Source organism: Vibrio minamisatsumaniensis (genome assembly GCF_050337445.1).
In the GTDB taxonomy this organism is placed as follows: Bacteria; Pseudomonadota; Gammaproteobacteria; order Enterobacterales; family Vibrionaceae; genus Vibrio; species Vibrio artabrorum.
In genome coordinates this window covers 26,041-32,588 of record NZ_JAKJSY010000060.1, presented here as the reverse complement: position 1 = coordinate 32,588, position 6,548 = coordinate 26,041, and the positions used below count along the sequence as shown (strand labels likewise).

5 protein-coding genes and 1 pseudogene are annotated in these 6,548 nt (G+C 45.9%); 1 reads left to right on the top strand and 5 read right to left on the bottom strand.

Annotated elements, in window-relative coordinates:
- The coding region (locus L4B77_RS14075; protein WP_429751147.1) for an IS3 family transposase at window positions 1-200 on the top strand (200 nt) is incomplete at its 5' end.
- 100 nt (window positions 201-300) lie between these two features.
- Here the strand turns inward: L4B77_RS14075 and ispH are convergent.
- The 5 genes and pseudogenes from ispH to ribF form a co-directional block, all read right to left on the bottom strand.
- On the bottom strand, window positions 301-1,257 hold the full coding sequence (gene ispH / locus L4B77_RS14070; protein ID WP_429751145.1) for a 4-hydroxy-3-methylbut-2-enyl diphosphate reductase: 957 nt from the start codon (window positions 1,255-1,257) through the stop codon (window positions 301-303).
- Window positions 1,258-1,393: 136 nt separating this feature from the next.
- Window positions 1,394-1,839, bottom strand: a pseudogene (fkpB, locus tag L4B77_RS14065) (FKBP-type peptidyl-prolyl cis-trans isomerase).
- Between the two features lie 158 nt (window positions 1,840-1,997).
- Window positions 1,998-2,498 (bottom strand): signal peptidase II, encoded by a 501-nt coding sequence (gene lspA / locus L4B77_RS14060; protein ID WP_261838923.1) that lies wholly within the window; start codon window positions 2,496-2,498, stop codon window positions 1,998-2,000.
- A gap of 158 nt (window positions 2,499-2,656) precedes the next feature.
- Window positions 2,657-5,533, bottom strand: a complete 2,877-nt coding sequence (ileS, locus tag L4B77_RS14055) for an isoleucine--tRNA ligase (protein ID WP_429751142.1) — start codon at window positions 5,531-5,533, stop codon at window positions 2,657-2,659.
- Between the two features lie 63 nt (window positions 5,534-5,596).
- Window positions 5,597-6,532 (bottom strand): bifunctional riboflavin kinase/FAD synthetase, encoded by a 936-nt coding sequence (ribF, locus tag L4B77_RS14050; protein ID WP_429751140.1) that lies wholly within the window; start codon window positions 6,530-6,532, stop codon window positions 5,597-5,599.
- Between the last annotated feature and the right edge of the window lie 16 nt (window positions 6,533-6,548).

Sequence of the window (6,548 nt, the reverse complement as noted above, 5' to 3'; positions counted from 1 at the left end):
GCTTGGATAATGCGGTTGCTGAAAACTTTTTTGCTTTACTCAAAACAGAGATGTATCACAACCAAAGCTTTGAAGATGCAGATGCACTGATAGAGAAAATTAAAGAATACATCGAGTACTACAATACCAAACGTATAAAAGTGAAACTAAAAGGCCTGACTCCGATAGAATATCGAACTCAGGCCTTGAAAGCCGCTTAACAGAAATGTCCAACTTTATGGGGTCACTTCATCAACGTTGGCTTTTTCTTGTTTACAAATCAACTATTTATGAATCGATCTTGTCACAAATCAATCGAGATCAGTCGACTTGCTTAATCTGTAACTCTTTTGGCACTTCGAAGAACATGTTCTCTTCACGACCTTGAATCTCTTCAACGTCAGTCGCACCCAGTTCACGAATACGGTCTAGAATTTGGTTTACCAGCTCTTCAGGCGCAGAAGCACCAGCAGTGACACCAATTTTCTTTTTCCCTTCAACCCACTCTGTTTGAATGTCTTCAGGGCAATCCGTCAGGTAGCCTGGCGTGCCTAGCTTCTCAGCCAGCTCTTTTAAACGTGTTGAGTTAGACGAGTTCTTAGAACCAACCACAATCACCACATCAACGTCATTCGCCATCTCTCGCACTGCGTCTTGACGGTTTTGAGTCGCGTAACAGATGTCGTCTTTGCGTGGGCCTTGAATTTCCGGGAACACTCGACGTAGCTCTTCAATCACATCTGCAGTCTCATCGACTGATAGCGTTGTTTGACTTACGTAGTGCAGGTTACTCGGATCGTGTACCACTAAGTTCTGTACGTCCTCTGGTCGTTCAACCAAGTACATTCCACCGGTTTGGCTCGCGTACTGCCCCATCGTACCTTCCACTTCCGGGTGACCGGCGTGACCAATCAGTACCACTTCCATATGTTTGCGGCTGGCTCGAGCAACCTCCATATGAACTTTCGTCACCAAAGGACAGGTCGCATCAAATACCGTTAACTCGCGCTCTTTCGCTTCTTTGCGGACCGCCTGAGACACACCGTGAGCCGAGAAGATCACGATGTTATCGTCTGGCACTTCACTTAACTCTTCGACAAAAATAGCACCACGTTGCTTAAGCCCTTCAACAACAAAACGGTTATGAACCACTTCATGGCGAACATAAATCGGTGGCTGATACATTTCAAGTGCGCGCTCTACGATGCTGATCGCACGATCGACACCGGCACAAAAGCCACGAGGATTAGCTAACATTATTTTCATTTCATTGCTCATTATTTACTGCGGTACTATGGTTGTTTCTACAGAGTTCGCCGTCAGCGAGGCTCGCATTCTACAGTGAAGCGCTTAGACAGTGAAGCGCAGGGATACCTCACAAGTGTAAGGCGATGCTATTATGCCGTGAAGATAGCTATTCTACCGCTAAGATGTTGACGTCAAACGTAACATCTTGGCCTGCAAGCGGGTGATTAAAATCAACCGTCACAGAATCACCTGCGATCTCGGTAATAATGCCTGGAATTTCGATACCATCCGGACCCGAGAATGCCATGATAGTGCCCACTTCCACTTCAGCATCGCCAACAAACTTAGCACGATCCATATAGTGAATATGATCTGGATTTGGCATACCAAACGCGTCTTCGGCTTTCAGTTCGATAGACTTTTCCGTCCCCGTTTCAAGTCCAAGTAAGCACGCTTCAAAGTTCTCACTTAAGCTACCATCACCCATCACCCATCACCCATCACGAACTTGGCTGGTTTACCCATATTTTCCGTACTATCGGCAACTGAGCCATCCTTCATTTTAATCGTAAAATGTAGAGTTACTGCTGAATCATTTTTAATTGCTGCCACGTTAGTTTCCTTAGATTTTTTATTATTTGAGGATACATTGTACTTTGCTTCCTTGTTGACTGAAGCATAAAAAAAAGCGCCGTCGGAATCAACCGACAGCGCTTAGAGCTATTCTATTCTGTGAGTCATAGACGGGCTTTAAAGTCATCTATTTCAAGCTAGTTGCTTTCGTCTTTCTTGCGGAAACTATCCAAGATGATCATCGCGGCACCAATACAGATCGCCATATCAGCCAAGTTAAATGCCGGCCAGTGGTAAGTACCCCAGTAGAAGTCTAGGTAATCAACCACAAAACCATGCACAACACGGTCGAACACGTTGCCAACCGCGCCACCAATGATGATCGCATAAGCAATATTACTCCACTTTTCTGTCGCGTGTGATTTGCTCATCCAGTATGTCAGCACGCCCGTTACCACAAATGCGATACCAGTAAACAACCAACGCTGCCAACCAGCTTGATCGCTTAAAAAGCTGAATGCTGCACCATAGTTATGTACATACAGCAAATTAAAGAATGGTAGCACCTCAATACGGTTTGCCCAGCCATACTCCATGTTGTCCATAACAAATAGCTTGATAGCAATATCTGCAACGAAAACCAGCAGAGCTAACCATAACCAACGCACACCCGATTGTTTTAACGAAACTTCACTCATTTCTATTCCTAGTATCGACGAAGCAGGTATTGATTATTACCCACGATAAGTGGTCATCAGTACTCAACTTGGCGAAACACATTTCCTATAATTAAAAATAACCCCAGTTGATACTGGGGCTATGATTTTTACAAAAAGTTCAGTTTATCTCTGAATCGTTATGCGAACTTGCGCACTTCGCCTTCACCGTCGATGTTCGACACACAACGGCCACAAACTTTTTCATGACCTTCGATAGTACCGACATCTGGAGTGTGGTGCCAGCAACGGTCACACTTCTCAGCTTCAGTAGCCGCAACTTCAACGAATAGGCCAGCAACGTCTGTCGCTTGCGCTGCATCAGACTTCTCGCTCAGTGGCTTAACAACAGCAGCAGAAGTAATCAGCACGAAACGCAGTTCATCTTCTAGCTTATTGATTTTAGCCGCGAGTGCGTCGTCAGCGTATAGAGTCACTTCAGCTTGCAGTGCACCACCGATCGTTTTCTCTTTACGAGCATCTTCAAGAAGCTTGTTCACGGCGCCACGAACAGACTGAATTTCAGCCCAGAATTCGTTGCTTAGCTCTTCGTCAGCAGCAAGACCGAAGAGATCTTCGAACCACTCACCGGTGAATACGAACGTGTCACGCTGCTCTCCTGTTGGCAAAGAGCTTGGCATCTCGTTCCAGATTTCATCTGCCGTGAACGACATGATAGGCGCCATCCAACGAACGAGAGCTTCTACGATGTAGTAAAGTGCCGTTTGACAGCTGCGTTGAGCATGGCTGCCCTGCTTCGCTGTGTACTGACGATCTTTAATTACGTCTAGGTAGAAAGAACCCATTTCGATAGAGCAGAAATGCATTAGACGCTGAGTCACACCGTGAGTGTTGTATTCGCCGTATGCTTTAACGATCTCTTCTTGTGCAGCTTGAGCACGGCCAACCGCCCAGCGATCAAGCGCAACCATCTCTTCTGCTGGCACGAGGTCCGTTGCTGGGTTGAAACCGTTCAAGTTCGCTAGGAAGAAACGAGCTGTATTACGAATACGACGGTAAGCATCCGCTGAACGCTTCAGGATTTCATCAGAAACCGCCACTTCACCCGTGTAGTCTGTAGAAGCAACCCATAGACGCAGGATATCTGCACCTAGTTTGTTGGTGACGTCTTTAGGCGCAACCACGTTACCGATAGATTTAGACATCTTACGGCCGTTACCATCCACCACGAAACCGTGTGTGAGTACTTGCTTGTACGGTGCTTCGTCTTTCATCGCAATCGATGAAATTAGAGAAGACTGGAACCAGCCACGGTGTTGGTCTGAACCTTCAAGGTAAAGATCAGCACTGTGAGTACGCTCTTCGTTCGGGAAGTTGTACTCTTCACGAGAGTCAACCACTGAGAAGTGCGTCACACCGGAGTCGAACCATACGTCTAGCGTATCCATTACTTTTTCGTACTTATCAGCGTCTTCTGCGCCCATAAGTTCAGCCGCGTCTACATCCCACCAAGCTTGAATGCCTTTCTCTTCAACTAGCTTCGCAACTTTTTCAATAAGCGCTGGGCTTTCTGGGTGAAGTTCAGCTGTTTCTTTATGAACGAACAGAGCAATTGGCACACCCCAAGTACGTTGACGAGAGATACACCACTCAGGGCGACCTTCAACCATACCTTCGATACGGCTTTGACCCCATTCAGGCAACCACTCAACATTCTTGATTGACTCTAGTGCTTTAGCACGTAGGCCAGCTTGATCCATAGAGATGAACCATTGCGGTGTTGCACGGAAGATGATTGGCGTTTTGTGTCTCCAGCAATGTGGGTAGCTGTGCTCATAAGCGTGGTGATGCAGAAGTGCACCTTTCTCTTTTAGAACGTCTAAAACAGAGTCGTTCGCTTTGAATACATGCTGACCAGCAAATAGCTCAGTATCCGGCAGGTAAACGCCGTTTGAACCAACTGGGTTAGCGATTTCTAGGTTGTACTTCTTACCAACCACGAAATCCTCTTGACCGTGGCCAGGCGCAGTGTGAACCACACCAGTACCTGAATCCGTTGTTACGTGATCGCCAAGAACAGCAGGAACAGTAAAATCGTAGAACGGGTGGTTGAACTGAGAAAGCTCAAGATCAGCACCTGTAGCAAAACCAAGATTATGGAAACGCTCGATACCCGCACGATCCATTACGTCTTTTGCCAATTCAGAAGCAACAATAATACGTTGAGCAGGTTGTTCACCATTCGCTTCAACTTGGATCAGTACGTATTCAAGATCATCACGTAGACATACTGCGCGGTTCGCCGGCAGAGTCCATGGTGTTGTCGTCCAGATAACGATAGAGATTTCGCCCTGACCCGCATGGCCTTCCGCTAGAGTAAATTTCTCTAGAAGAGCCGCTTCGTCAGCTGCTGTAAATTTCACATCGATAGATGGCGACACTTTATCTTTGTATTCAACTTCAGCTTCAGCCAGAGCAGAACCACAGTCAGTACACCAGTGAACAGGTTTGAAACCTTTAAGAAGGTGACCTTTATCTGCGATTTTGCCTAGAGAACGAATGATGTTCGCTTCAGTGCCGAAATCCATCGTGCGGTATGGTTTGTCCCACTCGCCCATGATACCAAGACGTTTGAAGCTCTCTTTCTGACCTTCAACTTGGCCCGCAGCGTATTTACGACACTCTTCGCGGAATTCAGCAGCCGAAATCTTTTGACCTGGCTTACCTTTCTTCTTCTCAACCATTAACTCAATTGGAAGACCGTGACAGTCCCAACCTGGGATGTACGGTGCATCAAAGCCAGAAAGGGTCTTAGATTTGATAATAATGTCTTTAAGAATCTTGTTCAGCGCGTGGCCAATGTGAATGTCGCCGTTCGCGTATGGAGGGCCGTCATGCAGCACGAAAGATTTTTTACCTTTCTTTGTCTTACGGATTTCACCGTAAAGGTCTTCTTTGTACCAACGCTTAAGCATTTCTGGTTCACGATTTGCCAGATTGCCGCGCATTGGGAACCCTGTTTCTGGTAAGTTCAGGGTATCTTTATAATCACTCATCGATTCTTAATTCCGTTATATTGGGCGAAGTTAGACATTATGTTAATCGGTGGAATCATCCGACTAATTCTTTAGCTGAAGCAGCCACACCCTTGCGGCTTCAGCATCCAATTCTATTTGATTCTTTAATGCGTCGAACGATTCAAACTTTATCTCGTCGCGCAATTTGTGCAGAAGTCGCACTTCTAACTGTTTACCATATAAATCGGCTTTAAAGTCAAAAAAATGCACTTCTAATTGCTGCCTTACACCATTAACCGTTGGTCGTTGTCCAATATTAGCAACCCCACCGACAGGAACACCGTCGATATCCAATGCTTCAACAACATAGACTCCCGAAACAGGAGAAACACAACGCTTTAATGGAATATTAGCGGTAGGAAAACCAATGGTTCTCCCAAGTTTACGACCATGAGAAACACGACCACTGATACTGTAGTCACGCCCTAACATGGTAACGCTGGCAGCCAAATCATTGGCTGCTAAGGCATTCCGTATCTCAGTACTGCTTACTCGTAATTGGTTTAAGCAATAGCTTTGGGTGCTCACCACCTCAAAACCATACTTCTCGCCTGCATGTTGAAGCATAGCGAAATGACCCGTCCGCCCCTTGCCGAAGCAAAAGTCGTCACCAACCACCAAGAACTTCACACCAAGCTTATCAACCAACAGATCTTTAATGAATGCTTCCGCTGATAAGTTGGCAAAATACTGATTAAAATTCACGCACAATAAACGACTAATATCCAGCTTACTCAATTGCACGTACTTATCTCGTAAGCGAGTTAAACGTGCTGGCGCTTTCTCTTTAGCAAACAATTCCATCGGCTGCGGTTCAAACGTCATAACAACAGAAGGGAGCCCTAATGCTGCTGCTTGTTTAGACACCTGACTTAGAACCTCTTGATGACCTAAATGAACACCATCGAAGTTACCTATGGTTAATACACAACCATGATGCTGTGCTTTAATATTGTGTATACCTCGGATCAGTTCCATTATGACCAGCTAAAAC